The sequence below is a fragment of the Rhodanobacter ginsengisoli genome (genome assembly GCF_042657065.1).
Classification (GTDB): Bacteria; Pseudomonadota; Gammaproteobacteria; order Xanthomonadales; family Rhodanobacteraceae; genus Rhodanobacter; species Rhodanobacter ginsengisoli.
Genome location: NZ_JBHSNF010000001.1, coordinates 1,114,607 through 1,140,518, shown reverse-complemented (window position 1 = coordinate 1,140,518; position 25,912 = coordinate 1,114,607). Strand labels below are relative to the sequence as shown.

General features: G+C 68.0%; 29 protein-coding genes. 12 read left to right on the top strand and 17 right to left on the bottom strand.

The window, feature by feature from the left end:
- Nucleotides 1-14: 14 nt before the first annotated feature.
- The 3 genes from ACFPPA_RS05075 to ACFPPA_RS05065 all read right to left on the bottom strand — a co-directional run bounded on the left by ACFPPA_RS05075 (nt 15) and on the right by ACFPPA_RS05065 (nt 2,129).
- On the bottom strand, nt 15-509 hold the full coding sequence (locus tag ACFPPA_RS05075; protein ID WP_377317882.1) for a hypothetical protein: 495 nt from the start codon (nt 507-509) through the stop codon (nt 15-17).
- A 138-nt stretch (nt 510-647) separates the two neighbouring features.
- Nucleotides 648-1,235: a histone H1-like repetitive region-containing protein gene (locus ACFPPA_RS05070; protein ID WP_377317880.1), complete on the bottom strand. Its 588-nt coding sequence runs from the start codon at nt 1,233-1,235 to the stop codon at nt 648-650.
- A gap of 288 nt (nt 1,236-1,523) precedes the next feature.
- Complete coding sequence (locus ACFPPA_RS05065; RefSeq protein WP_377317878.1) at nt 1,524-2,129, bottom strand: rhomboid family intramembrane serine protease; 606 nt, start codon at nt 2,127-2,129, stop codon at nt 1,524-1,526.
- A 203-nt stretch (nt 2,130-2,332) separates the two neighbouring features.
- Between ACFPPA_RS05065 and ACFPPA_RS05060 the strand changes: the two genes are divergently transcribed.
- Together ACFPPA_RS05060 and ACFPPA_RS05055 are read left to right on the top strand one after the other, a co-directional pair.
- Nucleotides 2,333-3,217 carry a PhzF family phenazine biosynthesis protein gene (locus tag ACFPPA_RS05060; protein WP_377317876.1) on the top strand — a complete coding sequence of 295 codons (885 nt, stop codon included), beginning with the start codon at nt 2,333-2,335 and terminating at the stop codon, nt 3,215-3,217.
- On the top strand, nt 3,214-3,678 hold the full coding sequence (locus ACFPPA_RS05055; RefSeq protein ID WP_377317874.1) for a YaiI/YqxD family protein: 465 nt from the start codon (nt 3,214-3,216) through the stop codon (nt 3,676-3,678). The genes ACFPPA_RS05060 and ACFPPA_RS05055 overlap by 4 nt, the downstream gene beginning before the upstream one ends.
- Here ACFPPA_RS05055 and ACFPPA_RS05050 read toward each other — a convergent pair.
- Nucleotides 3,675-4,565, bottom strand: coding sequence for an NAD(P)-dependent oxidoreductase (locus tag ACFPPA_RS05050; protein ID WP_377317872.1), 891 nt, complete (start codon nt 4,563-4,565; stop codon nt 3,675-3,677). The genes ACFPPA_RS05055 and ACFPPA_RS05050 overlap by 4 nt on opposite strands.
- A 286-nt stretch (nt 4,566-4,851) precedes the next feature.
- Here ACFPPA_RS05050 and ACFPPA_RS05045 point away from each other — a divergent pair, with 286 nt between their 5' ends.
- Nucleotides 4,852-5,661 carry a YiiX/YebB-like N1pC/P60 family cysteine hydrolase gene (locus ACFPPA_RS05045; RefSeq protein ID WP_377317870.1) on the top strand — a complete coding sequence of 270 codons (810 nt, stop codon included), beginning with the start codon at nt 4,852-4,854 and terminating at the stop codon, nt 5,659-5,661.
- Nucleotides 5,662-5,702: 41 nt separating this feature from the next.
- Here the strand turns inward: ACFPPA_RS05045 and ACFPPA_RS05040 are convergent, their stop codons facing one another.
- The 4 genes from ACFPPA_RS05040 to ACFPPA_RS05025 form a co-directional block, all read right to left on the bottom strand.
- Nucleotides 5,703-6,134: a GFA family protein gene (locus ACFPPA_RS05040; RefSeq protein WP_377317868.1), complete on the bottom strand. Its 432-nt coding sequence runs from the start codon at nt 6,132-6,134 to the stop codon at nt 5,703-5,705.
- A gap of 130 nt (nt 6,135-6,264) precedes the next feature.
- Nucleotides 6,265-6,663, bottom strand: a complete 399-nt coding sequence (locus ACFPPA_RS05035; protein ID WP_377317866.1) for a hypothetical protein — start codon at nt 6,661-6,663, stop codon at nt 6,265-6,267.
- On the bottom strand, nt 6,660-7,298 hold the full coding sequence (locus ACFPPA_RS05030; RefSeq protein WP_377317864.1) for a peptidoglycan recognition protein family protein: 639 nt from the start codon (nt 7,296-7,298) through the stop codon (nt 6,660-6,662). Before ACFPPA_RS05030 ends, ACFPPA_RS05035 begins: the two co-directional genes overlap by 4 nt.
- Before the next feature lie 198 nt (nt 7,299-7,496).
- On the bottom strand, nt 7,497-8,675 hold the full coding sequence (locus ACFPPA_RS05025) for a BaiN/RdsA family NAD(P)/FAD-dependent oxidoreductase (protein ID WP_377317862.1): 1,179 nt from the start codon (nt 8,673-8,675) through the stop codon (nt 7,497-7,499).
- A gap of 109 nt (nt 8,676-8,784) precedes the next feature.
- Between ACFPPA_RS05025 and ACFPPA_RS05020 the strand changes: the two genes are divergently transcribed.
- Nucleotides 8,785-9,267 (top strand): YajQ family cyclic di-GMP-binding protein, encoded by a 483-nt coding sequence (locus ACFPPA_RS05020; RefSeq protein WP_377317860.1) that lies wholly within the window; start codon nt 8,785-8,787, stop codon nt 9,265-9,267.
- A 129-nt stretch (nt 9,268-9,396) separates the two neighbouring features.
- Here the strand turns inward: ACFPPA_RS05020 and ACFPPA_RS05015 are convergent, their stop codons facing one another.
- Both ACFPPA_RS05015 and ACFPPA_RS05010 read right to left on the bottom strand, forming a co-directional pair.
- Complete coding sequence (locus ACFPPA_RS05015; protein ID WP_377317858.1) at nt 9,397-10,050, bottom strand: NrsF family protein; 654 nt, start codon at nt 10,048-10,050, stop codon at nt 9,397-9,399.
- A gap of 4 nt (nt 10,051-10,054) precedes the next feature.
- Nucleotides 10,055-10,720, bottom strand: a complete 666-nt coding sequence (locus tag ACFPPA_RS05010) for an RNA polymerase sigma factor (RefSeq protein ID WP_377317856.1) — start codon at nt 10,718-10,720, stop codon at nt 10,055-10,057.
- Between the two features lie 145 nt (nt 10,721-10,865).
- Here ACFPPA_RS05010 and ACFPPA_RS05005 point away from each other — a divergent pair, with 145 nt between their 5' ends.
- The 3 genes from ACFPPA_RS05005 (at nt 10,866) to ACFPPA_RS04995 (ending at nt 14,499) form a co-directional block, all read left to right on the top strand.
- Entirely contained in the window at nt 10,866-12,587 is a 1,722-nt protein-coding gene (locus tag ACFPPA_RS05005; protein WP_377317854.1) for a cytochrome c biogenesis protein DipZ, read from the top strand.
- A gap of 27 nt (nt 12,588-12,614) precedes the next feature.
- Nucleotides 12,615-13,217 carry a peptide-methionine (R)-S-oxide reductase MsrB gene (gene msrB / locus ACFPPA_RS05000; protein ID WP_377317852.1) on the top strand — a complete coding sequence of 201 codons (603 nt, stop codon included), beginning with the start codon at nt 12,615-12,617 and terminating at the stop codon, nt 13,215-13,217.
- A gap of 193 nt (nt 13,218-13,410) precedes the next feature.
- Entirely contained in the window at nt 13,411-14,499 is a 1,089-nt protein-coding gene (locus ACFPPA_RS04995; protein WP_377317850.1) for an aromatic ring-hydroxylating oxygenase subunit alpha, read from the top strand.
- A gap of 24 nt (nt 14,500-14,523) precedes the next feature.
- On the opposite strand, the gene ACFPPA_RS04990 is transcribed toward ACFPPA_RS04995, so the two are convergent.
- Entirely contained in the window at nt 14,524-14,952 is a 429-nt protein-coding gene (locus tag ACFPPA_RS04990; protein WP_377317848.1) for a hypothetical protein, read from the bottom strand.
- A 32-nt stretch (nt 14,953-14,984) separates the two neighbouring features.
- On the bottom strand, nt 14,985-15,914 hold the full coding sequence (locus ACFPPA_RS04985; RefSeq protein WP_377317846.1) for a LysR substrate-binding domain-containing protein: 930 nt from the start codon (nt 15,912-15,914) through the stop codon (nt 14,985-14,987).
- Between the two features lie 125 nt (nt 15,915-16,039).
- Here ACFPPA_RS04985 and ACFPPA_RS04980 point away from each other — a divergent pair, with 125 nt between their 5' ends.
- From ACFPPA_RS04980 to ACFPPA_RS04965, 4 genes are all read left to right on the top strand, one after another.
- Nucleotides 16,040-16,645 (top strand): LysE family translocator, encoded by a 606-nt coding sequence (locus ACFPPA_RS04980; protein WP_377317844.1) that lies wholly within the window; start codon nt 16,040-16,042, stop codon nt 16,643-16,645.
- A 27-nt stretch (nt 16,646-16,672) separates the two neighbouring features.
- Nucleotides 16,673-17,293, top strand: a complete 621-nt coding sequence (locus ACFPPA_RS04975; protein ID WP_377317842.1) for an NADPH-dependent FMN reductase — start codon at nt 16,673-16,675, stop codon at nt 17,291-17,293.
- A 78-nt stretch (nt 17,294-17,371) separates the two neighbouring features.
- Complete coding sequence (gene trxC, locus ACFPPA_RS04970; RefSeq protein WP_377317840.1) at nt 17,372-17,815, top strand: thioredoxin TrxC; 444 nt, start codon at nt 17,372-17,374, stop codon at nt 17,813-17,815.
- A 111-nt stretch (nt 17,816-17,926) separates the two neighbouring features.
- Nucleotides 17,927-19,432 (top strand): S10 family peptidase, encoded by a 1,506-nt coding sequence (locus tag ACFPPA_RS04965; RefSeq protein WP_377317838.1) that lies wholly within the window; start codon nt 17,927-17,929, stop codon nt 19,430-19,432.
- Between the two features lie 57 nt (nt 19,433-19,489).
- On the opposite strand, the gene egtD is transcribed toward ACFPPA_RS04965, so the two are convergent.
- From egtD to ACFPPA_RS04940, 5 genes are all read right to left on the bottom strand, one after another.
- Complete coding sequence (gene egtD, locus ACFPPA_RS04960; protein WP_377317836.1) at nt 19,490-20,479, bottom strand: L-histidine N(alpha)-methyltransferase; 990 nt, start codon at nt 20,477-20,479, stop codon at nt 19,490-19,492.
- Nucleotides 20,476-21,726, bottom strand: coding sequence for an ergothioneine biosynthesis protein EgtB (gene egtB, locus ACFPPA_RS04955; RefSeq protein ID WP_377317834.1), 1,251 nt, complete (start codon nt 21,724-21,726; stop codon nt 20,476-20,478). The genes egtD and egtB overlap by 4 nt, the downstream gene beginning before the upstream one ends.
- Nucleotides 21,727-22,043: 317 nt before the next feature.
- Nucleotides 22,044-22,478, bottom strand: a complete 435-nt coding sequence (locus ACFPPA_RS04950) for a hypothetical protein (protein WP_377317832.1) — start codon at nt 22,476-22,478, stop codon at nt 22,044-22,046.
- 61 nt (nt 22,479-22,539) lie between these two features.
- On the bottom strand, nt 22,540-24,726 hold the full coding sequence (gene rlmKL / locus ACFPPA_RS04945) for a bifunctional 23S rRNA (guanine(2069)-N(7))-methyltransferase RlmK/23S rRNA (guanine(2445)-N(2))-methyltransferase RlmL (RefSeq protein WP_377317830.1): 2,187 nt from the start codon (nt 24,724-24,726) through the stop codon (nt 22,540-22,542).
- On the bottom strand, nt 24,723-25,250 hold the full coding sequence (locus ACFPPA_RS04940; RefSeq protein WP_377317828.1) for an alpha/beta hydrolase: 528 nt from the start codon (nt 25,248-25,250) through the stop codon (nt 24,723-24,725). The genes rlmKL and ACFPPA_RS04940 overlap by 4 nt, the downstream gene beginning before the upstream one ends.
- A gap of 89 nt (nt 25,251-25,339) precedes the next feature.
- On the opposite strand from ACFPPA_RS04940, the gene ACFPPA_RS04935 reads away from it, so the two are divergent.
- On the top strand, nt 25,340-25,900 hold the full coding sequence (locus tag ACFPPA_RS04935) for an N-acetylmuramoyl-L-alanine amidase (protein WP_377317826.1): 561 nt from the start codon (nt 25,340-25,342) through the stop codon (nt 25,898-25,900).
- Nucleotides 25,901-25,912: the final 12 nt, after the last annotated feature.

Genomic DNA, 25,912 nt, shown 5'->3' with positions numbered 1-25,912 from the left:
CCCGTCAGTGGCGCCTAGTGGCGGTGATCGCGAGGATCGCGCCGATCGGCACGTCGATCGCTGCCGCCATGATGGCCGCTGGAACGGTCGGCGCGAGGCTCGCGGGCACCGCCGGAAGCGCGCCCGCTATCCACGTGACCACGATGATCGCCGTCGTGGTCGCCACCATGCCTCCAGTGGTCGCCCCGGTGGTCATCATGGTCGCCCCGGTATCCGCTGCCCCGGTAGTCCCGATAGCCGCGATAACGCGATCCGCCGTACCAGCCGCTGCTGATGCCGATGCTTACGCCCGGCGCGTAGCAACAGCCGTAGTAGCCGTCGTAATAGCCACCGCCGTAATAACCGTCGTAATACCCGGGCGCCGCGTAGTAGGCACCATCGCCCTGCCCGTAATAGGCATCGCCGCCGTAACCGGAGTTGCGCACATAGCTGTAACCCGGATCGTAATAACAACCCGACAACGCCGCCGCGGCGGTGATCAGGGCAAGGCTGGCCAGCAGGCGTTTCATGATCCGTCTCCACGGGAGTGACGACACCACGCTATTACATCGCGCTTGAATGCGTACTGAGTCGGCGGCACATGGCAGGGCGGCGTTTAGCCGCCAGCCATGTGCCCGCATGACCCGTGCGGGGCGGGGATGACCCGATCAGCCCTTGCGCTTGCCCTGCTCGTTGCGCTGGGACGTCTGCACGCGACCGTCGCCGGCGCCGCCATCGCCGGACACCGGCGGGTGCAGTGCCTGGCCGTTGGAGCCCGCCGCATGCGTCGGGTTGGCTCCCGGCCAGCTCGGGCCACGCTGTACTCGCTCATGCTTGGCATCGAGCAAGGCCTGGATATGCGCCACGGCCTCTTCCGGGCTGATGTGCTGGACCGGCACCTCCACCGGGGCACGCTTGCGCGCGACCGGCCGTTTCGGCGCCGGCTTGGCAGCCGACCTGGCGGCGGGTTTGCCGGCCACCTTGCCGACGGCCGTCTTGACCAACGGCCGCCTGGCGGCCACCGGCTTGCCCGCCGCCGCTTTCTTGACGGCGGCCTTCTTCACGACCTGCTTGCTGGCTGCCTTGCGGGCGACCGGCTTCTTCGCGACGGCCTTTTTCGCGGCCGGGCGCTTTGTCGCGGCTTTCTTCGCGACCGCCTTCTTTGCCGCGGGCTTTTTCAGCGCGGCTTTCTTCAGTGCCGGCTTGCGCGTCGCAGCCTTCTTCACGGCGGCCTTCTTCACGGCCGACTTCTTCACGATAGCCTTCTTCGCTGCCACCTTGCGTGGCGACGACCTGCTCGCGCTGCTCGCCGGTGCCTTCTTCGCAACGACCTTCGTGGCCGTTGCCTTCTTGGCAGTTGCCTTTCTGGCCACGGACTTCTTCGCAGCCGACTTGCGGGTCATAGCCATGCGTTTGTTCTCCAGCGGTGATCAAGGGAAACGCAACCAGTATGCACGCCTCGACCGCAGGCGGCATTCCGCACCGCACGAAGCGTTCATCTCCGGCGTGACGAAATGCCTGTCCCGAAGATGGGCTGCCGCTTGTCAGAAGCTCGGATGGGTCAGGGCGTCGATGAAATGCGGCAGCACCCGAGGGTTCACCAGGATGGCGAAGATCACTCCGTACGCGGCGCCCCACAGGTGCGCGCTGTGGTTGACGTTGCCCTGCCCGCGCCGATCCATGTAGATCGAGTAGCCGGTGTACAGCACCGCATAGACGATCGCCGGCATCGGGACCACCAGCACCAGGATGCGCTGCCATGGCGCCAGCAGGATGAAGGAGAACAGCACCGCCGACACGGCGCCCGAAGCGCCGAGACTGCGGTAGTTCGGGTTCGCGCGATTCTTCAGGTAGGTCGGCAGGATCGAGATCACCAGCCCGCCGATATAGAACAGCGCGAAGCCGAGCGTGCCCAGCGAGTTGCTGAAGAACGGCTCCATCACCCGGCCGAAAAAGAACAGGGTGAACATGTTGAACAGCAGATGCCCGAAATCCGCATGCACCACGCCATAGGTCACCAGCCGGTGGTATTCGCGCTGACGGGTGATGGCCGGCGGCCACAGGATCAGGTCGCTCATCAGCCGGCTGTTGTTGAACGCCATGAACGAGACGATGCAGGTGATGGCGATGATGACCAGGGTAATCGGCATGAACGGCTCCACGGCAGGCGGGCAAAGCTTGGCATCTTGGCGCGCCGGTCCGGCCTTGTCGACTTGCCGCCGCCGGCGCAGCCGACCCGGCCGGTGCTTATGCCGCGGGTTCACCCCCATATTCCAACGGGTCACTGCCGGGATCGGCGCCACACGGTTATCATTGCGTGCTTTGAGCGGCCACGCGCTGCCCGACGGATACCATGGCCTCGCTCCGCTACCTGCATCTGGACGTCTTTGCCGCCACCCTCGGCGGCGGCAATCATCTGGGCGTGGTCATCGGCGCCGATGGCTGGAGCGGCGCCCAGATGCAGCGCTTCGCGCGCTGGACCGCGCTGGTGGAGACCACCTTCGTGCTGCCACCGACCGAGCCGAAGGCCAGCTACCGCGTACGCATCTTCACTCCGCACAAGGAAATCCCGTTCGCCGGCCACCCCAGCATCGGCAGCGCGCATGCGGCGCTGGAGTGCGGACTGGCCGAGCCGCACCATGGCATGTTGTGGCAGGAATGCGCGGCCGGCGTGCTGCCCCTCCTGGTCGAGGGCCGTGGCGCCGAACGCGAACTGCTGCTGCAGTCCCCCGGCGAGCGCATCGTCAGCACCGGCCGCGATGCGCACCCGCTGCTGCCGGCGGCGCTGGCCGGTATCGCACCAGGCGTGCTGCCGCCGGCCCTGGTCGACGGCGGTCGGCGCTGGTGGCTGACCGAAGTGGCGGACGAGGCCAGCCTGCGCGCATGGCAGCCCGATCACCACGCCATCGCCAGGCTGGCGCGCGCCAGCGACAGCATGGGGCTGTGCGCGTTCGCGCGGGCGGCGCATGCCGACTACCAGCTGGTGGTGCGTGCCTTCCCGGCCGGCGTGGGCATCGTCGAGGATCCGGCCTCCGGCGCCGCCAACGGACTGATCGCCGCGTACCTCGCGCAGAGCGAACCGCATGGCACGCTGGCGCAGGGCTACCACGTCAGCCAGGGCCGCGAGATCGGCCATGACGCGCGGCTGGTGGTGCAGATCGACCACGAGGCCATCTGGACCGGCGGACGCAGCCATACCGTGATCGACGGCACGCTGGACTGGACACCGCCCGCTTGAACGACGCGGCGCAAATCTGGGTCGACGCCGACGCCTGCCCGGTGGTGATCAAGGAGATCCTGTTCCGCGCCGCCGAGCGCGCCCGGGTGATGGTGACCCTGGTGGCAAACCAGCACCTGCGCACGCCGCCGTCGCGTTTCATCCGGGCGATCCAGGTGCCGGCCGGCTTCGATGTGGCCGACAACGAGATCGTGCAACGCGTCGCCGCGGGCGACCTGGTGATGACCCAGGACATTCCGCTGGCCGCGCTGGTGATCGCCAGGGGAGCGCTGGCGATCAATCCACGCGGCCTGATGTACACGCCGGAAACGATCGCCCAGCAGCTGTCGATGCGCAACTTCATGGACGAGCTGCGCGGCTCGGGCGTCGACACCGGCGGCCCGTCCGCGTTCCATCCGCGCGACCGCCAGGCTTTCGCCAACCAGCTCGATCAATGGCTGGCGCGACGCCCCGGGAGCTAGTGGCCCTCGCGCTCGTCCAGGTGCGCCCGTTTTGCAGCCACCAGTGACAGCGCCGACCAGTCGAGATCCTCGTCGCCGGCAGCCATCGCCTCGAGCAGGCTGTCGCGCAACACCCCGGCAAACGGCAGCGGCACCCGTGCCGACTCGGCCGCCGCCTGGGCCAGCCCCACATCCTTGAAGCCCAGCGGCAAGGAGAATCCGGCCGGCTTGAAGCGCTGCTCCGCGATCAGCCTGCCGTAGCCCTGATAGGCCGGCGAGGCGAACAGGGTGTTGGTCATCACCTCGAGAAAATCCGCCGCGCTGACGCCATAGGCACGGGTCAGCGCGGTTACCTCGGCCATGCTCTCGATCGCACTGGCCAGCATGAAATTGCCGGCGATCTTGGCCACGCTGGCACGCTCCGGCGCCTCGCCCAGCGGCCACACCTTGCTGCCCATCGCCTCGAGCAGCGGCCGCACCCGCTCGATCGCCGCGGGCTTGCCCGCCGCCAGGATATTCAGCTTTGCGGCGGCGGCCATGTCCGGACGACCAAACACCGGCGCGGCGACATAGTCGAGCCCGCGCCGGGCATGCTCCGCCGCCAGCTCCTGCGCCAGCGCCACCGAGATCGTGGCGTGATTCACATGCACCGTGCCGCGATCCATCGCGTCGAGCAGGCCGCTGTCGAGGATCACCTCGCGCACCGCGCGGTCGTTCGCCAGCATGCTGCACAGCACCTCGCCCTGGGCCGCCCGTTCGGGCGTCGACGCCACCCTGGCACCCAGCGAGGCCAGCGGTTCGCACGCCGCCGCGGAGCGATTCCACACGGTCACCGTGTGCCCGGCCGCGACCAGGTTGCTGGCCATCGCGCTGCCCATCGCTCCGAGACCGATAAATCCGACTTTCATGGAAGGCTCCTCGTCATTGTCCGGCGCGCAGTGAAGCACGCGCGGTGTTCAGGATGCGCGAAGCGCGGGCGGTTCGGCATGCGCCGAAGCGGTACGGCGACGACCTGGATGCCGTCACCATGATCCGGTCGCGGCGACGAGCGACGCAGCGGGAAAGCGCAGTCAGGTAGAGTGTCCGGAGGTGCCGCGCTGACACCGGGGTTTCCGTCGCCGTCCGGTCGCATCGGCCCCGGCCGGCCGGCCGCGATGTCATCCGGCTCATCATGCCTGGAACCAGGGGGAGCGCATGACCTTGTTTCATCCACTGCAATGGCTTGGTCGCCGCCTCGCCCGGTTCCTGTCGAAACCGCGCGCGGTGGAAATGCACTTCAGCACCTCGCGGTTCGATCTGCTGAGCGATTCGCTGTTGAAAGGCGACGTGCTGCTGGTCGAGGGCAGCAGCCGTTTCAGCACGGCCATCAAGTACCTGACCCAGTCGAGCTGGTCGCATGCCGCGCTGTATGTCGGCGATGCGCTGCATGAGCTCCGTCCGGAACTTGGCCTGCAGGTGCTGATCGAGGCCGACGTGATCGAGGGCGTGCGGGCGATCGCGCTGGACGAGTACCGCGGCGTGCACACCCGCATCTGCCGCGCGGTCGGCCTCCAGGCGAGCGAGATCGACAGCGTGATCGGTCATGCCGCCCGCCGCCTCGGCCAGCGCTACGACATCCGCAACCTCGTCGACCTGGTGCGCTACCTGCTGCCGACGCCACCGGTGCCCGGACACTGGCGACGGCAGATGCTGGCGCTGGGCGCGGGCGATCCGACCCATGCGATCTGTTCCACGCTGATTGCCGAGGCGTTCCACAGCGTGCGCTATCCGATCCTGCCGATCATCGATCGCGACTACCGGGCGCTGCCCGGCACCCGTACCGCGCGGAAGGAAATCCTGCGTATCCGCGACTCCAAGCTGTTCACCCCGCGCGACTTCGACATCTCGCCGTACTTCCGCATCGTCAAGCCGATGATCGAGCACGACTTCGACCCGCACCGCATTCACTGGGCATCATCGGCGCCGACCGGTGCGCACAGTCCATCCCTGCCACCGCCCGCCTGACGCGGACGCCGAATGCGCCCGGCCGAGGTCGGCATCGGGCTTCACCGTCCGACATCAACGAACTCGACGTCGGCTATCCAGCGGCGCTGTCTCCGCGCCAGGCGCTCCTCCTTCGTCTCGTCATCCAGATGCGCCGCCGCATGCCGAAGCAGCGACGGATCGACATCCTCGAACGCATTGACGTTGACTACCGCGTACAGCCGGCCGTCGATCAGGCTGGTGGCGACCGGCACCACGCCGCAGCGGGAGCAGACGTGGAACTCGGCGGTGCGGCTGCCGAAGGCGTAGCGCGACACCCTGGCGGGATCCTTGACCGTGACCTTCAGGGTGCCCGCCGGATGCGAGGTCCACACGCCGCCGTGCCTGACGCAGAACGAGCAGCCGCAGGCACGCGCCGGAATCTCGGCGGGATCGGGCTCCCAGCCCAGCACGAAGGCGATGTTGCCGCAGTGGCACCGGCCGTGGATCAGCATGCGTGGAATCTCCGTCGTCGCCCGATCGACCCTGCGCTCCTGAGAGCACTCGCGCCGCGCCACGTGGCGGCCGCTGCAACGACGCCGCCTGGCCCGAGGCCACGCGCGATGCCGTGCGGAAAGGCGATCGTCATTGCAGCTCGGGCAGCGCGGCCAGGCATTTCCTGCGGCAGAGGTAGCGCTTGTTCAGCGCCCCACCGTCATACAGATACCCGGCGCCACCCGCAAAGATTTCCCAGCGATAGAGATGCCCGGACATCCTGATCGAACCCTGGTATCTGCACGGCATGATCATCGCCTCGTCATGGAATTCGGCCGCATCCACCTCGTCGGCGAGGGAAAAATACGTGGCCACATCCGCCTTCGTCATCGTCAGCGAATCGCAGATGGCATGATCGGGCCGGTCCCGATCGATCACCTTCGACAGCGAGCCGACTTCGAATCCGCCCACCCGGTGCATGGACTCACAGGACTGCAGCAACGAAGCGACCAACAGCAGCAGCGGCGCGCACAGCCACAGGCGTTTCATGGAGCGACCCCGGAGAGCACGTACTGGAGCAGCTGCGCGCCCTCGGAAAGCTCCTTCCGGGCGATCGCACCATGTGCATAGACATCGCTCATCCGGTTCAGCCGGAACTCTCCGACCAGGATGTCCACCAGGTACTTCAACGACTTGAATTGGGCCGGCGTGGGCTTCTCGAAGGCGTTTTCCGCGGGCAGATACATCCCGACCACCTCGATGCCCAGGGAGTCGCCATTGGCCGGATATCTCATGGGATATTTCTTGCCGACCTCGTGCTGGGACAGGTTCTTCGCCCGCCGGCCGAAAGCCACGCCCTTTTCATGCATCAACGCAGCGATGGTCTTCAGCTCTTTCGGATCGCAACTCTTTTCCATCTGGCAGCGGGCCACCAGGATGCCGACGTGCCAGCAGATCCGGTCCAGTCGCGCCGTCTGGTAGATGTGCCCCAGCTTGTCCAGCAGGAAATGGGCCCCGGTCTCCTTGCCGCCGGCGTAGGCGCTCAAGGTGCCGGCCGCGCTGGAAGAGTCCGTCCGGTGCAGGACGATGGAGGAAACCTTGTCCAGTGTCCCGTGCTCGATCGACGGATAGAGCTTGATCTCGACATCCTTGTCGACCAGCTTGCCGTCTTCCAGTTTGGCCATGATTTTCTTCCTTGAGGAAAGACCATCTGACCCGAATCGCCGCGGTGGCCGGATCGGGAACGCCCGGGAGATGCTGCGATTCCGGACCCGACGCGTCAAGCCGGATATCCCGGATCAGGGGACGGGTCAGCCCGGCGAAGGCACCGCAGCAGCAAGGGTGGCCAACGCGTCCTCGGCGGCATCGGGGCACGGCGCCGACTAGGCCACCTGCCCCGCGGCCTGCCCCGACGCCCACGCCCACTGGAAGTTGTAGCCGCCGAGCCAGCCGGTGACGTCGACCACTTCGCCGATGAAATACAGGCCGGGGACGAGCCGGGACTGCATGGTGCTGGAGGACAGGCCGTCGGTGTCGACGCCGCCCAGGGTGACCTCGGCGGTGCGGTAGCCTTCGGTACCGCTGGCGGTGATAGGCCACGCGTTGAGCTGGCTGCCGATCTGCGCCAGCTCGGCTTCGCGGTACTGGCGCATCGGCCGGCTCTCGAACCATTGCTCGCACAGGCGCTGCGCCAGCCGTTTCGGCAGGACATCGCCGAGTACGGTCTTCAGTTCGGCCAGCGGCCTGGCCTGGCGTTGCCCGATCAGCCAGTCGCCGGTGTCCTGGTCGGGCAGCAGGTCGATGCGCAGGTCGTCGCCGGGTTGCCAGTAGGAGGAAATCTGCAGGATCGACGGGCCGCTGAGGCCACGGTGGGTAAACAGCAGGCCGGCACGGAAGCTCTGCTTGCCGACCCGGGTCTCGGCCAGCGGCAGGGCCACGCCCGCCAGGTCCTGGTAATGCTCCTGGTGCTTGCCGCTGAGGGTCAGCGGCACCAGGCCGGCGCGGGTCGGCAGCACGGCGTGGCCGAACTGGCGCGCCAGTTCGTAGCCGAAGCCGCTGGCCCCCATGCTGGGAATCGACAGGCCGCCGCTGGCCACCACCAGCGACTCCGCATGCACCTCGCCGCGCGCGGTCCGGACGCTGAAGCCCTCCGGCGTCTTGCGCACGCGCTGCACGCCGCAACTCGCCTCCACGGTGACGCCGGCGGCGGCGCACTCGTCCAGCAGCATGCGCACGATCTGCTTGGAGGAGTCGTCGCAGAACAGCTGGCCCAGTTCCTTCTCGTGGTAGGCGATACCGTGCTTCTCGACCAGCGCGATGAAGTCCCACGGCGTGTAGCGCGCCAGCGCGGACTTGGCGAAGTGCGGGTTGGCCGAGAGGAAATTGGCCGGGCCGGCGCCCGTGTTGGTGAAGTTGCAGCGGCCGCCGCCGGACATCAGGATCTTCTTGCCGACCTTGTTCGCATGGTCGACCACCAGCACCCGCCGGCCGCGCTGGCCGGCGGCGATCGCGCACATCAGGCCCGCGGCACCGGCGCCGACGATCAGCACATCCACTTTCATTCGGTCATCGCCCTGCTCGTTCCGCTGCGCGTCGCAACGGGGCATTATCCATCAGCCGCCGCGCGCGGCATCGCTTACACTGATCCACCGTTCTCCACGAGCTGCCGCCATGCCCTCCTTTGACGTGATCTCCGAAGTCGACAAGCACGAACTGACCAATGCGGTCGACCAGGCCAACCGCGAGCTGTCGACCCGTTTCGACTTCAAGGGTCAGGATGCGTCGTACACGCTGGACGATTTCGTGATCACCCAGAGCGCACCCAGCGAATTCCAGCTGCAGCAGATGCTGGACATCCTGCGCGGCCGGCTGGTGGCGCGAAAGATCGACATCCGCGCGCTGGACGTGGGCGACCCGGAAACCAACCTGGGCGGCTCGCGCCAGAAGATCACCGTGAAGCAGGGGATCGAGCAGCCGATGGCGAAGAAGCTGATCGGCGAGCTGAAGGCGGCCAAGCTCAAGGTCGAGGCGCAGATCAATGGCGACAAGCTGCGCATCAGCGGCAAGAAGCGTGACGACCTGCAGCAGGCCATGGCGTTGCTGCGCCAGTCCGAGGTGGAGCTGCCGCTTCAGTTCGACAATTTCCGCGACTGACGAAGAACCTGCCGAGGCAGCGGCGAGATCGACTGTGGGAGCGACTTCAGTCGCGATGCTCTTGCTTTTGTATGGTTCAGAGCAGAAGCATCGCGACTGAAATCGCTCCCACAAGCATGGCGTGAGTATTCAGGCTTTCGACAGGAGGCGCCCACCCATCGCGGCATTGGCGCCCACCACGATCGCCACCGCCGCCGCATGCGTCAGCAGGTCGGTAGCCGCCGCATCGTAGGCGTGGCAGATCTCCAGCAGGCTGGCCGAGGCGGCGGCGCTGGCCAGGCCGATCAGCACCGCCGTCAGCACCGGCCGCAACGGGCAGGCGCGGCGCAGCATCAGGATCAGCAGCGCCGACAGCGGTACCGAGAAGCTGACGATGAAGACCAGGCAGTCGGCGGACTGGTGCAGGCCGGCGACGCTGGTGCCCGGTGCGATCCACTGGCGCAGGCAACCGAGCCCGCTGGCGCCGATCCACAGCAGCGCACCCGGCAGCGGCAGCCATGCCCATGCCGCGCGGCGACCGGGGACGCCCAGGGTGAACGCCGCCCACGCCGCGCTGATCGCGGTGATCACCGCGCCGAGCGCAGCCCAGGCCAGATCCGGCGCACCGCCCAGCCGGCGCATCATGCCGCCTGCGCCGTAATGCATCAGCAGCACGGCGGCGATCGCCGCCACCGCCAGCAGCCAGCCGACGGCGCGCAGCCCGGGCGGCAGCAACCGCCGCACCGGCACCAGCTCGGTGCCGAGACGGTCGATCAGTGCCTCATGGGATGGCAGCTCGGACATGGCCTCAGGGTTCTCCGTGGAAGCGTTCGCGCAGCGCCTTCAGCGCGCGATGCAGATTGACTTTCAGCGCGCCGGTATTGCGTCCGGTCAACTCGGCCGCCTCGCTCAGCGAGCGCTCGTGCAGTCCCAACTGCTCCGCCGCCTCGCGCTGGCCCGGCGGCAATTCCGCGATGGCTTCGCGCAGGCGCCGGGCACGCTGGGCGCTCTCGGTGGCGGCGCTGGCATCGTCGGCCTCCGGATGGTTGTCCACTGCATATTCGTCGTGCAGCTCGCGACTGTTACGGCGGCCGTGGCTGCGCAACGCATCGATCGCCCGGCGGCTGGCGATCGCGCTGAGCCAGGCATCGTACGAGCGCGCCGGATCGAAGGTGTGGCGCACGCGGTGCACGGTCATCAGGGTTTCCTGGACCACGTCGTCGAGGTTGTCGTGCGCCACGCCCTGGCGCCGCGCCGCCGCGCGGATCAGGGCGACCGAATCGGCCAGCAGCTTCTCGTAGGCGCGGCGATCGCCGGCCTGCGCAGCCGCCATCCACGCCGCCCGACGCTGGTCGGGCGATTCGCCGGTGCTGGCAACGGTGGATTCGACTGGCACGATCCGGAACAGACTCGCCTTGCGGGAAAGTCCACTATCTAGACCCATGAAGCCGGTGGCGGTCAAGGCTTGCGACATGCTCGATCCAGCAGACGTGACCCGAAACGGGCCGCTTGCCGGATATTCGCTGCATCCCCGGCCGACGTTACTTCGTACAAGCAGGTAACCGCCGTCGCGCGGATGGCGAATAGCCAGACAACCAACCACCCACGGACGAAAAACCATGCTCGTGTTGATCCTCGCCTACCTCGGTGGCGTCCTGACCATCCTCAGCCCCTGCATCCTGCCGGTGTTGCCGTTCGTGTTCGCCCGCTCCGACAAGCCGTTCATGCGCAACGGCCTGCCGATGCTGCTGGGCATGGCGATCACGTTCGCAGGGGTGGCCACGCTGGCGGCGCTGGGCGGCGGCTGGGCGGTACATGCCAACCAGTACGGCCGCTACGTGGCGCTGGTGGTGCTGGCCTTCCTCGGCCTGACCCTGCTGTCGACCCATCTGGCCGAGTGGATCAGCCGCCCGTTCGTGGCACTGGGCAACCGCCTGTCGCGGCATTCGGATGGCAACGGTGATTCGATCTGGGGCGCGGCCGGCCTCGGCGTGGCCACCGGGCTGCTGTGGGCCCCTTGCGCCGGGCCGATCCTGGGCCTGCTGCTGACCGGCGCGGCGCTCAATGGTGCCAGCGTGCAGACCACCCTGCTGCTGCTCACCTACGCCGGCGGCGCGGCCACCTCGCTGGGCCTGGCGCTGCTGATCGGCGGCAAGGTGTTCGCGCTGATGAAGCGCTCGCTGGGCGCGGGCGAATGGGTCCGCCGCGCACTCGGCGTGCTGGTGTTGTGCGGCGTCGCCGCGATCGCGCTGGGCCTGGATACCGGCCTGCTGACCCGGATCTCGCTGGCCAGCACCGGCGGCATCGAACAGAAACTGATCGACGCGGTACGCCCGGCGCCGGCGCCGCAGCCGGTGCTGAAGACCGGCGAGCCGCTGCCGGTGGAAGGCACGTTCCCGTCACTGGCCGGTGCCACCGAATGGCTCAACAGCCCGCCGCTGACGACCGAGTCGCTGCGCGGCAAGGTGGTGCTGGTCGATTTCTGGACGTACTCCTGCATCAACTGCATCCGCACCCTGCCGTATGTGCGCGGCTGGGCCGACAAGTACAGGGATCATGGGCTGGTGATCATCGGCGTGCATGCGCCGGAGTTCGCGTTCGAGAAGAACCCGGACAACGTCGCCCGGGCGGTGAAGGACCTGGGCGTGGATTACCCGGTGGCGCTGGACAACAGCTACGCGATCTGGAAAGGCTTCGACAACCAGTACTGGCCGGCGCACTACTTCATCGACGCGCAGGGCCGGATCCGCCATCACCACTTCGGCGAAGGCAACTACCACGAAAGCGAAGACGTCATCCGCCAGCTGCTGACCGCCGCGGGCCAGAAGAACCTGCCCGGCGGCTACGTCAACGACGTTCGCCAGGGGGTCGAGGCCGCGGCCTCCGACGACTCCACCCGCTCGCCGGAAACCTATGTCGGTTACGCCCGTGCACGGAATTTCGCCGGGGGCCAGGTGGCCCATGACGACGCCCTGGACTATCACGCTCCCGCCGTGCTGGGCACCAACCAGTGGACGCTCGATGGCCGCTGGACCGTGCATGGCGAGAACGCGCAGCTGGACCGGGCCGGCGGCGGCATCGCCTACCGCTTCCGCGGCCGCGACCTGCACCTGGTGCTGGGCCCGGGCAGCGACGGCAAGCCGGTGCGCTTCCGGGTGACCATCGACGGCAAGCCGCCGGGTGCCGACCACGGCATGGATACCGACGCCGACGGCAACGGCACGATCGACAGCCAGCGCCTGTACCAGCTGGTGCGCCAGGCCAACGGCAGCGGCGAGCGGCTGTTCGAAATCACCTTCCTCGACCCGGGTGTGCAGGCATACGCCTTCACGTTCGGCTGATCCCACCCCATCCCCACGGAGGTTGCCATGTCACGTCTCGATGAAACCCTCGCGATGGATCGCCGTCGCTTCCTGCGCGCCACGCTCACCGGCGGTGCCCTGCTGCTGACTGGCGGCGGCCTGCTGGCGCCCCGCCTGTTCGCCGCCGCCAACACGCCGGTCGGCAAGCCCGGCAAGGTATTGCTGGAAATCTTTGGCGACGATGGCCGCGACCTCGGTGCGCGCGAGGTGCCGAAGCTGGTGTTGACCGATGCGCAATGGCGCCAGCGGCTGTCGCCGGCGTCCTACGAGATCATGCGTCGCGACGGCACCGAACGGGCGTTCAGCGGCGCGCACGAGAAGCCCGCCGTGCCCGGCCTTTACCGCTGCATGGCCTGTGCCACGGCGCTGTACGACGCCGCCACGCAATTCGACTCCGGCACCGGCTGGCCCAGCTTCTGGCAGCCGATCGCCCGCCGCAACGTGGTCGAGCACAGCGATCACATGTTCGGCATGACCCGTACGGCGATCAGTTGCGCCGGATGCGACAGCCATCTCGGCCACGTGTTCGAGGATGGCCCGCGGCCGACCGGCCTGCGCTACTGCATGAACTCGGTGGCGCTGCGCTTCGTGCCGCGCACGGTCAGCTGAGCCCGGACCGGGGCCGGCGGCGCACGCGACCAGGCGGCTGATCCCCGCTATACCCGGGAGTATTGCGACCAGCGGTTTCGGACGGATGCGGCGCGGTGCCTGCCGAACTTTCCAGTCGCGCGAAGCCGCCCCCTTCCCGTGACGCGCGCGGGAGTCAATACTCCGGCATCGCATTCCCTCCGGCAGTTTGTCCATGACCGACCTGTTCGCCCCCGCCTCGCTGGCCCCGCAGCCGCTCGACCATGCGCTGGCGTTGTCCGCGCGCTACTACACCGACCCGCGGATGCCGGCGCTGGACGCCGCCCAGGTATTCGGGCGCAGCTGGCAGCTGGTCTGTCATCAGACCCAGCTCGCCGGCGTGGGCGACCACGTGGTGACCACCATCGCCGGGCTGCCGCTGGTGATCGTGCGCAGCGATGCCACGACGATCCGCGCCTTCCACAACGTCTGCCGCCATCGCGCCGGGCCGATCGCCAGCTGCGACGGCCGTGGCGCCAGCGGATTGCGCTGCCGCTATCACGGCTGGACCTACGGCCTCGACGGCGTGTTGCGCGGAGCCCCGGAGATGGGCCGAACGCCGGACTTCAACCCCGCCGACATCCGTCTGCCGGAAGTGCGCGTGCAGCGGTGGCAGGGGCTGGTGTTCGTGGCCACCGGCGAGGCGCCGCCGTTCGACGAATTCGTCGCCGGCATCGATGCGCGGCTGGGGCCGGAGCGTGCACTGGACGGCTACGAATTCCATCATCGCGCCAGCTGGGAGATCGACTGCAACTGGAAGGTCTACGTGGACAACTACCTGGAGGGTTACCACGTGCCGCAGATCCATCCGGGCCTCAACAGCCTGCTCGACTACCGCAGCTACGTCACCGAGACGGCGCCGTGGTACTCGTTCCAGTTCAGCCCGCTGGAGAGCGGCGACGAGCTGTACGGCAGCGGCGAGGCGCTGTACTACTTCCTGTATCCGAACACGATGCTGAACATCCTGCCCGGTCGCCTGCAGACCAATCGCGTGCTGCCGCTGGGGCTGGACCGTTGCCGGATCGAATTCGACTTCTACTACGCGCCGGACAGCAGCGAAGCCGGCATCGCGCGCCGCGCCAGGGACATCGCCTTCAGCGACGAAGTGCAGGGCGAGGACGTGACGATCTGCGAGGACGTGCAGCGCGGCCTCGCCTCGGGTTCGTATGAAGCCGGCCGGCTCAATCCGCTGCGCGAAAACGCGGTGCATCACTTCCACGAGCTGCTGCGCCGCACGTATCGCGACGCCAGCCCGCGCGACTGAACGCGGTCCGCCGACCGTATCCGGTCAGCCGCGACCCGGCCACCAGCCACGCCCGCAGCGGGCGTAGCGATCGGCGGCGCGCTCGAACGGATTGCGCACGCTGATGCCGCCGCACAGCAGATAGACCGGCAGGAACAGCGGACCGAGCAGCATGTATTGATAGACATGCGCACGCTCGTGATCGGCGAGCCGGATCGGCGCCTCGATGCCGCGCCCGCTGCGATGCGCGTAGGTGAGGCACGGTATGTCGAGGTCCACGCCGGTGTGCAGGATCACGTTGCCCAGGGTCAGCGCCCCGGCGCCCCACGGCATGCGCTGGAAGACCACGGCGAGATCGCGACGACGCCAGCACACGCGTGCGCCGAAGGCGAGGCCGACGGCTCCGGCGAGCAGACCGCAGAGCGTGTTCGGCGAAGTCCACAAGGCGCCGAGCAGTTGCCCCGCGACGGTCATGCTCCGAGCGGCTGGCGAAACCGGCGACATCGCTACGCCCGCGCCCGGGCTTTCGTCGGCGCGGCGGCTGGGCCGCGCCCCGCGGCCTGCCAGCGCAGCCAGTCGATCACCGCGGCGACCGCCGGACGCGGTGGCGCGGGCGGCCGCACGATCCAGTACGACGGACCGAGCGGCACGCTGAGTTCGCCGCACGGTCGTACCAGGCTGCCGGCGGCCACGTCGTCAGCCGCCAGCCAGTGCCGCGCCAGCGCCACGCCCTGCCCCAGCGCGGCGGCGCGCAACACCAGGTCGGAGGAGGCGTAACGCGCGCCGCCCTGCAGCGCGAGCTTCGCCGGCCCGTGCAACTGTCGCCAGAGTTCCCACGCGGCCTGCGGATCGCGATCGTGCAGCAGGCGCAGGCCCGCCAGCTGCAACGGTTTCGACGGACGTCCGGACGCCTGCCACAGCGCGGGGCTCATCACCGGATACAGCGCATCGTCCATCAGTGCCTCGCTGTGCAGCCCGGGCCACGGGCCACGGCCCATGCGCAGGGCCAGATCGATGCGGCCGTCGTCGAGTGCGTCCAGTTTCTGATCCACCAGCACCGACAGCTCGATCTTCGGATGCGCCTGTTCCAGCTGCGGCAGCCGCGGCAACAGCCAGCGGATCGCGAACGAAGGCGAGGTGGACAGGATCACCGCATGCGCCGGCCGGGTCTCGCGCAATGCGGCCACCGCCTGCCCGATCGCCTGCAGGCCGGCCAGCGTGGCGTGCCCCAGCGCCTCGCCCTGCGGCGTGAAGACCAGCGCGCCCCGGCCTGCCGCGGTGTGCAGCAGGGGCACTCCGAGCCAGCGACTCAGTTCGCCCAGGTGTCGGCTCACCGAGGAATGCGCCATGCCCAGCTCGCGTGCGGCGGCCCGCACACCTCCATGCGCATAGACCAGCGCAAACGCACGCAGCGCATTCAACGGCAACTCGTTCATGGTCGGAATACTAGACCATAAATTGCCCGCGATGGACCACTCTTCACGCCTAAGCTGACAGACATGCCAGCCATTTCGCGCCTGGCATCCGATGCTCCCATTCGACCATTGCCGAGGAGATACCGATGCTCGATCCACTGCTCCCGCTGACCGGCATGCTGTGGGTCGCCGCGCTGACGCCGGGACCGAACAACCTGGTGGTGCTGCGCACGGCCAGCCGCGCCGGATTGCGCGGCGCATTGCCGGCGATCGTCGGCATCGTGCTCGGTGGCCTGTTGTTGCTGCTGCTGACGGCGCTGGGCACGACGACGGTTTTCATCGCGCAGCCGTCGCTGCGATGGTGGATCGGAACCATCGGCGCCTCGTATCTGGGCTGGCTCGGCACGTCCTTGCTCGCCGGCAGCCTCCGGCCCGCTCCCGCTCATGCAACGTCCGGCGCAGGCGCATTGCCGGCCGGCCTGCCGGGGCTGATCGGATTCCAGTTCCTCAACCCGAAAAGCTGGGTGATGGTGCTGACCGCACTTGCGAGCGTGCCGGCCACGGGATGGCGCGGCTACCTGCCGCTGGCGGCGCTGTTCACGGTGATCCCCGCGACCTGCCTGCTGCTGTGGGCCGCGCTCGGCACGTTGCTGTCGCGTGCGTTGGCGCGGCCGCGGGTCCGGCGCCGCGTCGACGCAGGCATGGGCGCGCTGCTGATCGCGAGCGCCGGGCTGCTGCTGATCGAACACTGACCCTCGTCCACCCTGGAGATACTGCCGATGATCGCTCTGCCCCTCGCCCCCGTTCGCCGCGTGCTGTGCCTCGCCGGCAGCCTGCGGCGCGATTCCTGGAACCGTCGCCTGCTGCACGCGGCGATCGACCAGGCACCCTCGACGCTTGCACTGACCGTGTACACCGACCTCGCCGCCGTCCCGCTGTTCGACGAGGACCTGGAACAGCACGATCCCGCCGGCCCGGCCGGCGTGCAGGCGCTGCGTGCGGCGCTGGTGGCGGCGGACGGCCTGGTCATCGCCACGCCCGAATACAACCATTCCCTCCCCGGCGTGCTGAAGAACGCGCTGGACTGGCTCTCGCGCGAGAGCCCGCTGGGCGAGGTGCTGGTCGACAAGCCGGTGGCCGTGCTCGGCGCCAGTGCCGGCCCGTGGGGCACCCGCCTGGCACAGGCGAGCCTGCGCCAGGTGCTGCATACCTGTGGTGCGCTGGTGATGCCGACGCCCACGCTGTTCATGGCCAACGCCGCCGCGCACTTCGACGGGCACGGCACGCTGATCGATGACGCCGGCGCCCAGGCGTTGCAGCGCTTCACGCGGGCCTTCGAGCAATGGATCGGGCGAATGGCTCCTGCCACGGCCGAGGCATCGATCCGCCGCCACGGTTGAGCCAGACCGGCGGCGGAGCACTTGCTTCCCTGATCGCCGCCTCCACTTCCGTGGCATGTCCCTGCCGCGGAGTCGATCATGAGCACGCCACTGGCCATTCCCTGCCCGCATTGCGGCGCGCTCAACCGCGTGCCGTCCGAACGCGTCGGCGAACAGCCCAGCTGCGGCCGCTGCAAACAGGCGCTGTTCGACGGGCATCCGGTGCAGCTGACCGCGGCGAACTTCGATGCCGTGGCCGGTCGTGGCGACCTGCCGGTGCTGGTGGACTTCTGGGCGCCGTGGTGCGGTCCGTGCGTCGGCTTCGCGCCGGTGTTCAACGAGGCCGCCCGCCGGCTCGAGCCACGCCTGCGGCTGGCCAAGGTGGATACCGAGGCACAGCCGCAACTCGCCCAGCGCTTCGGCATCCGCAGCATTCCCACCCTGCTGGTGCTGCGGCAGGGCCGCGAGATCGCCCGACAGGCGGGGGCGCTCAATGCGGCGCAACTGCAGCAGTTCGTGGACGGGGCACTGGCGCAGCGCTGAACTCGCCGACGGGCCGGGCGTGCCCCACGGCAGGCACCCATGCCTTTAAGCACACTCCCGGGAGCACCGCCGGGAGTTAGTCTTGGACCTTTCGTCCGTGAGGAAAGATCCGTGCGCAAGCCCCTGCAAACCGCCCTGCTGGCCGCCCTGGTGCTGGCCGGATTCACCACCTCGACGATCGCGGCCGACAGCCACAAGCCGGCAGCCAGCCAGGATGCCACCAGCAGCAATGGCTTCCATCTGCCGCCGTTGCCGGCGGATGCGCACGTCACGCAGACCACCACGGTGGACGGCAGGACACTGAAGTACACCGTCACCGTGGGCTCGCTGCCGGTGCGCGATGAAAAGGGCACCGCGACCGGCGAAGTGGTGTTCACCGCCTACACCATGGACGGCAAGGACCGGCCGGTGACCTTCGCGCTGAACGGCGGCCCGGGCGCCTCGTCGGTCTACCTCAACCTCGGCGCGATCGGCCCGAAGAAGGTGAACTTCGGCACCGACGGCGACAGCCCGTCGGCGCCGGCCACCCTGCATGACAATCCCGGTACCTGGCTGGGCTTCACCGACCTGGTGTTCATCGACCCGATCGGCACCGGCTTCAGCCGCGCACTGGTGGATGACAAGCAGGCCACCAAGGACTTCTACAGCACCGACAGCGACATCAAGTACCTCTCGCGGATCGTCTACGACTGGCTGGTCAAGAACGGCCGGATGACCTCGCGCAAGTATCTGGTCGGCGAAAGCTACGGCGGTTTCCGCGGCCCGCGCATCACCGATTATCTGCAGACCCAGCTCGGCGTGGCGATGAACGGCGTGGTACTGCTGTCGCCGTATCTGGATCCGTCCGCCTCCGACGACGACAACGTGTCGCCGCTGCCGTGGATGCTGACCCTGCCGTCGATCGCCGCCGCCCACCTGGAGCGTGAGCACAAGCTCAGCGCCGAGGCGATGGCGCCGATCATCCAGTACACCCGCACCACCTATGCGCAGACCTTGCTGAAGGGGCGTTCCGATCCTGCCGCCACCACGGCGATGATCGACAAGGTGACCGAACTGACCGGCCTCGACCCGCTGTTCGTGAAGCGCTCCGGCGGTCGGCTGGAAACCCAGGCCTACCTGCGTGAGGTCTATCGCGCCGAGGGTCGGCTCGGCAGTCGCTACGACTCCAACGTCACCGCATGGGACCCGTTCCCGTATGCGCCGCGCCAGCAGACCGGCGACCCGATCCTCAACGGCATCATCGCGCCGACCACCAGCGCGATGGTCAACTTCGTGACCCGCACCGTGGGCTGGAAGATCGATGCCCGCTACAACGCGCTGAGCTATGCGGTGAACAAGCTGTGGCACCAGGACGACGACGCCAACCGGGGCTCGGTCGCCGAGTTGCGCGAGGCGGTGGCCAACGACTCCAACCTGCGCGTGCTGATCGCGCATGGCTGGGACGACCTGTCCTGTCCGTTCATGGCCTCGGTGCTGATCGTCGACCAGATGCCGGCGATGGGCGATGCTTCCCGCGTGCAGGTCAAGAACTATCCCGGCGGGCACATGTTCTACGCGCGACCGGACAGCCAGGCACAGCTGACCCGTGACGTCCGTGCCCTGTACGGCACCCGATAAGGTCGAGGGAAACGCAGGGCGGGAAAGCTTCCCGCTCTGCGGCATGCCGTCGCCCGGCTAGCACGCCACCGTGCTGGTGCGCACCAGAAACTGCACGCTGAACATCCGCTCCGGGTCAGTCCAGACGTGCTGCACTGCCAGTCCGGCCCGGGCCGCCAGCGCGGCGAAATCCTCCAGCGAGTACTTGCAGCTGTATTCGACGTGGATCGCCTCGTCCGCGCGGAAGCTCACGTTGTTGCGCCCGACCTTCACCTGCTGCTCGTGGCGACTGACAATATGCGTCTCGATGCGGCCGGCCATCGGGTTGTAGTGCGCACGGTGGGCGAATCCCGACAGCTCGAAATTGCTGCCGATCTCGCGATTGAGACGAGCCAGCATGTTGAGGGTGAACGCGGCGGTGACGCCGGCACGATCGTTGTAGGCCGCCTCGATCAGCGCCGGATCCTTTTTCAGATCCACCCCGATCAGGATGCCGCCGGCATCGCCCATCTCGTTGCGCATCTTGCGCAACAGCACCGCGGCATCGTGATTCTCGAAATTGCCGATGGTGGAACCGGGGAAGTACAGCACCGTGTGCCGCGGTGCGCGCGGCGGGATCGGCAATCGCAACGGCTTGCTGAAATCCGCACACAGCGGCTGCAGCGGCAACGACGGAAACTCCTGCGCCAGCCGCGCAACGCTCTGGCGCAGCGGTTCGGGCGAAATTTCCACCGGGACATAGGACACCGGCCGGTGCAGATGCCGCAGCAGCATGCGGGTCTTCAAGCCGCTGCCGCTGCCGTATTCGACCAGCCGCACGTCGCTGCCCAGCACATCGGCAATGCTGCCGGCGTGCTCGTCCATCAGGGCGATCTCGCAGCGCGTGAGGTAGTACTCCGGCTGTTCGCAGATCTGCTCGAACAGGGCCGAACCCTGTTCGTCGTAGAACAGCCACGATGGCAGTCGCTTGGGCTTCAGCGCGAGTCCGTGCTGGGCGACCTCGAGCACTTCGTTCAGTGGCGGGCGACGATCGTCGTCGCTGACACCGCAGGGTTGCATGCTGCTCATCGATCCTGTCCCAGTCGTAGCCCGGCAAACTGCCAGCGGGCGTGTGGAGGAAAAAAATTGCGGTAGCTGTCGCGCAGGTGATCGCGCGGGGTGACGCAGGAGCCGCCACGCAGGACCCACTGGCCGCACATGAACTTGCCGTTGTATTCGCCCAGCGAACCCGGCAGCGGACGAAACCCCGGATAGCTGACATACGGCGAGGCGGTCCACTCCCACACGTCGCCGTACAGCTGCAGCAGACCGTTGCCGTCGGTCGCCGCGCGCGGCTGGAAACGCCGTTCGTCCTGCAGGTTGCCGTCGATCGGCACGCCATGCGCCGCCGACTCCCATTCGGCCTCGGTCGGCAGTCGCGCACCGGCCCAGCGCGCGAACGCCTCGGCTTCGTAGTAGCTCAGGTGGCAGACCGGCTCGTGCGGATCGAGCTCGCGCACGCCGGCGAGCGTGAACTCGCTGGCCAGGTCGTCCTGCCAGTACAGCGGATGCTGCCAGCCTTCGCTCTGCACGGTGGCCCAGCCGTCGGACAGCCACAGGCCGGGCTCGCGGTAACCACCCTCGCGCACGAAGGCCAGGTATTCGGCATTGCTGACCAGTCGGTTGGCCAGTGCATGCGGATGCAGCAGCGTGCGGTGGCGCGGGGTTTCGTTGTCGAACGCAAAGCCCTCGCCACGGTGACCGATCTCGACGATGCCCTCGCGACCATCGACGAACTGCAACGGCACCGCCTTCGTGACTGCCGGCCCGGCCAGGGGAGCACGGTACGCCGGCCGCAAGGGATTGCACCAGAACGCGTGCTTGATATCGGTCAGCAGCAGTTCCTGGTGCTGCTGCTCGTGCTGCAGGCCCAGCTCGACCAGATCGGCCAGCTCCGGGTCCCCGTCACGCTCAAGCAGCTCACCGACCGCGTCGTCGATGTAGCGCCGGTAATCGCGCACTTCGTCCAGCGAGGGCCGCGACAACAGGCCGCGCCGCGGCCGTGCATGCATCGGCCCGACGGACTGGTAGTAGGAATTGAACAGGTAATGCCAGGCCGGGTCGCGCGGCCGGTAGCTCGGGTCGCGCCCCAGCACGAACTGCTCGAAGAACCAGCTGGTATGCGCCAGGTGCCATTTGCCGGGACTGGCGTCGGGCATCGACTGCAGCAACATATCCTCGGCGCTGAGGTCGGCACACAGTTCCATGGTCCGCTGCCGCACCTGCGGGAATCGCGTCGCCGCGCCTGCCGGTACGGACGATGTCCAGATCGTCATGGTCGGTTCCCTCGTACGTTCACCCCAACGGCTACTGGGGGTTTGTCCTGGCAGTGTAAGCCGTCAAAAAACATGCGGGCAAGGATGCCGCAGCAGCCGTTCACTTCTCGTAATCGGCTGATGACCGGCAGATGGCAGCGGCGCTGCGCGCCGGCACCCGCACCACTCTGTCGGACACATCCGACGATCCACGGATCGAAGGCGATGGGCCCGAGGCAGCGGTGGATGGCACAACGCTCCCGTCGTCGTGCGGCGGCATGAAACGAGAAAGCCCGGCCTGGGCCGGGCTTTCTGTTGTTCGGCAACGATGCCTGCGATCAGTCGCCGTCGTCATCGTCGTAGCGGTAGCCGTCGTCCCGCACATAGCGGCTGGGATAACCATCGCGGTAGACCACGGTACGCGTCACCACTCGACGCTCCACCACCGGGGGACCATCCTCGTAGATCACCGTGCGCGACGGCGAATAGACCACCGGCGGACCGTAGTAGACCGGCTCCGGACGCAGCGCATCGCTGACCAGACCGATCACCGCACCGGTGACGATCGCCCCGGCGATCCAGCGACCACCACTCCAGTGACCGCCACCGTGACCGTAGTAACCACCGTGGTAACCGCCGTGATAGCCGCCGCCGCCGTGATGGCCATGACCGCCCCAGCCATGCGCCGAGGCACTCACTGGCATCGCCACGGCCGCCGTCATCGCAAGGCCGAGGGCCAGAAACTTGCTCTTGTTGCTGAAACGCTTGGTCATGACGCTCCTCCTTTGTCGGGATCAATCCTCGTCCCGCCCCGCTTAATGTGCACTGAAGGGTTCATTTTTTGATGCGGGCGCTGTCCCACGGGTTGATTCCGGGGTCCGGCTTGCGGCGGCGCAGCAGCCAGCAACCGTGGATATCGGCACGGCGGGCGAAGTCGAACGGGATGCTGGGTGCGGTCCAATCCTCGATTTCGTAGCGCTGCTCCAGTTCCGCACGATCGAGCTTGAAGCGGCGGAAATTGTTCGAGAACACGATCACGCCATCGCGGGTCAGCCGTTCGTTGCAGGCATCGAGCAGCTTCACGTGGTCACGCTGCACATCGAAGTCGTCGGCGCGCTTGGAATTGGAGAAGGTCGGCGGGTCGACGAAGATCAGGCCGTAGTGCCCGCGATCGCGCTGCAGGAACTCCAGCGCGTCGAACTGCATCAGCCGATGGCTGGAACCGCTGAAGCCGTTCAGCGCGAGATTGCGCGAGGCCCATTCCAGGTAGGTGGCGGACAGGTCCACGCTGGTGGTTTCCAGCGCACCGCCCGCCGCCGCATGCACGCTGGCGGTGGCGGTGTAGGCAAACAGGTTGAGGAAGCATTTCCCGTCCGCCAGCTCGCGCACTTTCGCGCGTACCAGCCGGTGGTCGAGGAACAGCCCGGTATCCAGATAGTCGGTGAGGTTGACCAGGAATTTCAGGCCGTCCTCCTCCACCTCGATGAACTCGTTGCGCTGGTCGAGCTGGCCGTACTTGGAACCGCCCTTGCCGCGTTCGCGGGTCTTGATCGCGATCCGCTCGCGCGGCACGCCGAGCACCTCGCCGGCGACGCGGGCAATTTCGCGCAGGCGCAGGCGGGCGACGTCGGCCGGCACGTCGGCCGGTGCGCGGTATTCCTGGATGTGCAGGTGATCGTTGCCGCTGGTATCGCCATAGACATCGATTGCGGCAGCGTATTCGGGCAGGTCCTGATCGTAGGCACGCCAGCAATGGATGCCTTCGCGGGTCAGCCGCTTGCGCAGGTGCCTGAGGTTCTTCTCGAGCCGGTTCTTCAACATCTGCGCACCGGCCGACAAGGGCTTCGGTTCGCGTGGCGCCTCGTCGCGCTTGCCCAGGTCGAACGTCAGCAGGATGGTTTCCAGCGCGCCGTTGTACAGCACGTAGCGCTTGTCCGCGTGCAGTTGCATGGCACGACCCAGCTCGACGTCGCCGGCCAGCACGGCGGCGCGCCAGCCGCTGAAACGCGCCCGCAGCGTATCGCCCAGCAGGCGATACAGCTTCGGCATCTCGGCGCGTTCACCCAGTCGTTCGCCGTAGGGCGGATTGGTGATGACCAGGCCGTAGTCGATGCCCGGCGGCGGCGCGGCATGGGCGACGTCCTGCTTGTCCAGGGTGAAGAAGCCGGCCACGCCCGCTTCCTGCGCGTTGCGTTTGGCCGTCTGTACCATGCGCGGATCGGCATCGCTGCCGAAAAACACGCTGCGCAGTGCGCGCAGGCCGGTGTCGGCGCGTTGCTTCGCCTCGTCCAGCAAGCCGCGCCACAACGCGATGTCGTGCTGCTGCCAGCCGAGGAAGCCGAAATACTCGCGGCGCAGGCCCGGTGCCACATCGGCGGCCATCAGCGCGCCTTCGATCAGCAGCGTGCCGGAGCCGCACATCGGATCGAGCAGCGCGCCGCCGGCGGCATACACCTCCGGCCAGCGTGCGCGCAGCAGCATCGCGGCGGCCAGGTTCTCCTTCAGCGGCGCCTCGCCCTGCACTTCGCGCCAGCCACGGCGGTGCAACGGCGAGCCGGCCAGATCCAGCGACAGGGTGGCCCGATCGCGGCGCAGGCGCACGTTGATGCGGATGTCCGGCTCGTCGGTGTCGATGCCGGGGCGGTTGCCGTCGCGCTGGCGGAACTGGTCGACCACCGCATCCTTGGTGCGCAGGCCGATGAACTGGCTGTGGGTCAGCTTGCTCATCGCCGTGCCCGCATCCACCGCGAAGGTGGCATGCGCGGCCAGGTGCTGGCTCCAGTCGATATCCTGCACGCCGCGGTACAGCGCATCGTCGTCGGCCGCATCGAACTCGGCCAGCGGCAGCAGGATGCGGCTGGCCAGGCGCGACCACAGACAGGCCCGGTACGCGGTTTCCAGCGAACCGGAGAAATGCGCGCCGGCCAGTGCCTCGCGCACGTCGCTGGCGCCGAGCCCGATCAGTTCGTCGCGCAGCAGGTATTCCAGGCCCTTGGGGCAGGTCGCGAAGTAGTGGCTCATGCGGCATCCGCCAGCTGATCCAGCATCCGCAGGAACTCGGCGGCGATCGCGTCCATGCTCGCACCCAGGCGATGGTCGTCATCCAGCATCAGCAACGGCAACCGCCGCCGGGCAGCGAATGCATGCACCCCCGCCAGCGGACACACCTCGTCGCGCCAGCCGTGGATCAACAGCGTCGGCACTCCCTCGCGCAGGTCGAATGCCCGGGTGTAACCGGGGATCTCGCACGGCGTGGCCAGCAGCAACAGGCCGGCCACCGGCACATCCAGCGAGACCAGCCCGGACACGAATGCACCCATGCTCGAACCGACCAGCAGCGGCGGTGCATCCAGCGCCTCGACCGTGGCGCGCAGGCGGGCGATGCGCGGCGCCACCGAGCCGGCATGGCCACGCGCGTCGTCGGCGGCGTAGTCCGGCCGTTGCGTGCGCCAGCCCAGCGATTCGGCCAGTGCGGCCAGCATGCTGACCTTGGTCGCGTCCGGACTGGAATCCGAACCGTGCGAAAGAATGATCTGGCCGCGCATGGCGGTCTCCATGAAAACTGCAGAATGCAAGGCGGGCATGGTAACAGGCGGCGTTTCCGGGCGGCCCGGCCCATGCGAAACTGCCATCCATGAACCCGATCATTCACGACCAGCCGCTGCCCTACGTCGAGCTGTTGCCCGAACGCGCCGCCGACGCCGTCGAGCTGGTGGTGATCCACTGCACCGAACTGCCGGATCTCGCCACCGCGCGCGACTATGGCGAGAAGGTGCTGCACCCCGGCGGCACCGGCAACAGCGGTCACTACTACATCGACCGCGACGGTGCGGTATGCCGCTATGTGCCGGGCACTCGCGTGGCGAACCATGTACGCGGGCACAACCCGAACTCGATCGGCATCGAGCTGGTCAACCTCGGCCGCTACCCGCACTGGTGGGATTCGCGCCAGCAGCAGATGACCGAGCCCTATCCCGCCGCCCAGATCGACGCGCTGCGCGCGCTGCTGGCCCGGTTGTGCAGCGATTTCCCCAGCCTGCGGCAGATCGCCGGCCACGAGGACCTGGACACCGCGCTGATGCCGGCCAGCGACGATCCCGCGCGGCAGATCCGCCGCAAGCTCGACCCCGGCCCGATGTTCCCCTGGGACCGGGTCCTGCAGGGCAGCGGCCTGACCCGGATCGGCGCCCGCTGAATACCCGGCGGG

Excerpts from the sequence above, each read along its gene's own strand:
- ACFPPA_RS05015 (WP_377317858.1), bottom strand. The coding sequence starts at position 10,050 with ATGTCCGAGCTGCCATCCCATGAGGCACTGATCGACCGTCTCGGCACC.
- ACFPPA_RS04950 (WP_377317832.1), bottom strand. The coding sequence starts at position 22,478 with ATGACCAAGCGTTTCAGCAACAAGAGCAAGTTTCTGGCCCTCGGCCTT.
- ACFPPA_RS05065 (WP_377317878.1), bottom strand. The coding sequence starts at position 2,129 with ATGCCGATTACCCTGGTCATCATCGCCATCACCTGCATCGTCTCGTTC.
- ACFPPA_RS04940 (WP_377317828.1), bottom strand. The coding sequence starts at position 25,250 with ATGCGCGGCCAGATCATTCTTTCGCACGGTTCGGATTCCAGTCCGGAC.
- ACFPPA_RS05005 (WP_377317854.1), top strand. The coding sequence starts at position 10,866 with ATGCTCGTGTTGATCCTCGCCTACCTCGGTGGCGTCCTGACCATCCTC.
- ACFPPA_RS05075 (WP_377317882.1), bottom strand. The coding sequence starts at position 509 with ATGAAACGCCTGCTGGCCAGCCTTGCCCTGATCACCGCCGCGGCGGCG.
- ACFPPA_RS05020 (WP_377317860.1), top strand. The coding sequence starts at position 8,785 with ATGCCCTCCTTTGACGTGATCTCCGAAGTCGACAAGCACGAACTGACC.
- ACFPPA_RS05035 (WP_377317866.1), bottom strand. The coding sequence starts at position 6,663 with ATGAAACGCCTGTGGCTGTGCGCGCCGCTGCTGCTGTTGGTCGCTTCG.
- egtB (WP_377317834.1), bottom strand. The coding sequence starts at position 21,726 with ATGACGATCTGGACATCGTCCGTACCGGCAGGCGCGGCGACGCGATTC.
- ACFPPA_RS05040 (WP_377317868.1), bottom strand. The coding sequence starts at position 6,134 with ATGCTGATCCACGGCCGGTGCCACTGCGGCAACATCGCCTTCGTGCTG.
- ACFPPA_RS04975 (WP_377317842.1), top strand. The coding sequence starts at position 16,673 with ATGATCGCTCTGCCCCTCGCCCCCGTTCGCCGCGTGCTGTGCCTCGCC.
- ACFPPA_RS04935 (WP_377317826.1), top strand. The coding sequence starts at position 25,340 with ATGAACCCGATCATTCACGACCAGCCGCTGCCCTACGTCGAGCTGTTG.
- rlmKL (WP_377317830.1), bottom strand. The coding sequence starts at position 24,726 with ATGAGCCACTACTTCGCGACCTGCCCCAAGGGCCTGGAATACCTGCTG.
- ACFPPA_RS04985 (WP_377317846.1), bottom strand. The coding sequence starts at position 15,914 with ATGAACGAGTTGCCGTTGAATGCGCTGCGTGCGTTTGCGCTGGTCTAT.
- ACFPPA_RS05030 (WP_377317864.1), bottom strand. The coding sequence starts at position 7,298 with ATGGCCAAACTGGAAGACGGCAAGCTGGTCGACAAGGATGTCGAGATC.
- ACFPPA_RS05060 (WP_377317876.1), top strand. The coding sequence starts at position 2,333 with ATGGCCTCGCTCCGCTACCTGCATCTGGACGTCTTTGCCGCCACCCTC.
- ACFPPA_RS05010 (WP_377317856.1), bottom strand. The coding sequence starts at position 10,720 with ATGTCGCAAGCCTTGACCGCCACCGGCTTCATGGGTCTAGATAGTGGA.
- ACFPPA_RS04990 (WP_377317848.1), bottom strand. The coding sequence starts at position 14,952 with ATGACCGTCGCGGGGCAACTGCTCGGCGCCTTGTGGACTTCGCCGAAC.
- ACFPPA_RS04980 (WP_377317844.1), top strand. The coding sequence starts at position 16,040 with ATGCTCGATCCACTGCTCCCGCTGACCGGCATGCTGTGGGTCGCCGCG.
- ACFPPA_RS04995 (WP_377317850.1), top strand. The coding sequence starts at position 13,411 with ATGACCGACCTGTTCGCCCCCGCCTCGCTGGCCCCGCAGCCGCTCGAC.
- egtD (WP_377317836.1), bottom strand. The coding sequence starts at position 20,479 with ATGAGCAGCATGCAACCCTGCGGTGTCAGCGACGACGATCGTCGCCCG.
- msrB (WP_377317852.1), top strand. The coding sequence starts at position 12,615 with ATGTCACGTCTCGATGAAACCCTCGCGATGGATCGCCGTCGCTTCCTG.
- ACFPPA_RS05045 (WP_377317870.1), top strand. The coding sequence starts at position 4,852 with ATGACCTTGTTTCATCCACTGCAATGGCTTGGTCGCCGCCTCGCCCGG.
- trxC (WP_377317840.1), top strand. The coding sequence starts at position 17,372 with ATGAGCACGCCACTGGCCATTCCCTGCCCGCATTGCGGCGCGCTCAAC.
- ACFPPA_RS05025 (WP_377317862.1), bottom strand. The coding sequence starts at position 8,675 with ATGAAAGTGGATGTGCTGATCGTCGGCGCCGGTGCCGCGGGCCTGATG.
- ACFPPA_RS05050 (WP_377317872.1), bottom strand. The coding sequence starts at position 4,565 with ATGAAAGTCGGATTTATCGGTCTCGGAGCGATGGGCAGCGCGATGGCC.